Source organism: Flavobacterium sp. DW-iso2, from assembly GCF_058725285.1.
On sequence record NZ_JBZXDY010000060.1, the window covers coordinates 1 to 1,487 of the forward strand.

Consider the following 1,487-nt stretch of genomic DNA (forward strand, 5'->3'; position numbering starts at 1 on the left):
GCTTATTTTTTATGCTGCAATTGCTAGGTTCAGCCCGAATAAGTCGTTAAAAAGCCTTAAATAAACCCTTTTAAAAACAAAAACACCTTTAGCTTTGTAGGGTGACTTCCATTTCTTGAGTTTGGCAATTAAATCTGGTACGCCCAGTATATTTATCGTGCGTTTTATGTTGTACACGAGCATAATTAAACTGTGTTCGCCATTTACTTTTTCGAGTCCCGTTAAATTCGTGTGATTGTAGCCCCATTGTCTCTTTATCGTACCAAAGATATGCTCGTTTATCTCCTGCCGTGTGCGATACAATTGCGGATTTTCTCGGTAGCGTTGGTTGTTCTCCTCTATGGCATCAGCATATTCGCTGCGGTCAATCTCGCGTCCGCCGGCTCTACTGGTACACAGGTGTTTTACGGGACATTCCTTGCAAGAGGGTGTTCGGTATTTCTTGAATTGATACCCGCTTTGTTCGGTTCGTCCACTTTTTTTATGCCATCTTCCTGTAGTTTTTAAAGTTGCTCCTTGGGGACAAGTATAGGTGTCATCGGCTTTATTGTAAATGAATTTGGCTACCAAATATTCGGGTTTCGTGACACTTTCTTTGCTTATGCCTGGCGTAGGGTGCGCTACAATGGTGGTAATGTTATGGTCTTTGCAGTAGGCAATTTCCCTTCCATTATGGTAGCCTTTATCTACCAAAGTGGTAAAAGTGTCTACACCCAAGTTTTCTTTTGCCTCCAGCGCAATAGCACTTAAGGCGTTAAGATCATTGCGATTTATGGTGTGGGTAGCAACCACTAAATTGTGTTTATTATCCACTGCTGCTTGGATATTGTAACTGATCTCAACTACCACTCCTTGAACCAGAAGCGCGCGTGCATCTTCGTCGGTGGTGCTTATTTGGGGTTCTCCGCTGGCTTTAAGCTTTGCTTCTAGAAGTTCATATCCTATTTTATTGTGTTTTAATCGCTCTATCTTTTCTTGGATTTTAGATACGGTAATGCTACTATCTTCTACATCGTTTTGGTCTAATTGTGTTAAATATTCTTGGGTTTTTTCTTCGATGTAAGCCAAGTGACGTTCTATTTTCTTTTGGTTGAAATTGGCTTTTTTGCTGTTATGCGCACGACTTTTGGTGCCATCGATTGCAATTACTTCTCCCGATATCAAATCGGCATCTTTAAGGAAACTTACAAAGAGTTTGAATAGGTTTTTTAATCCCGATGGGTTTTGCTTTCTAAAGTCGGATATACTGTGGTAGTTGGGAATGATTCCGCATAAAAGCCACTGTAATTCTTTATTCCTTTGACATTCTTTCTTGAGCTTTCTGGAACTTCGCAGACCATTTAAATAACCGTATAAATAGATTTTTAGAAAAACTTTTGTATCAAAGCTCGGGCGACCTTCCGTCTTTAAGGTTTGAATAGAAAAACCTAAAGTGTGTAATGATACCGCTTCGACAAAAGCATCAATAAAACGAACGGGGTTTTCTG

At 40.0% G+C, this 1,487-nt stretch carries 1 protein-coding gene; it reads right to left on the reverse strand.

Going from position 1 to position 1,487, the window contains the following annotated elements:
* Positions 1–9: 9 nt before the first annotated feature.
* Positions 10–1,487 (reverse strand): IS1182 family transposase (locus AC4PRO_RS18075; protein ID WP_492118384.1); only part of this gene is annotated, 1,478 nt, incomplete at its 5' end.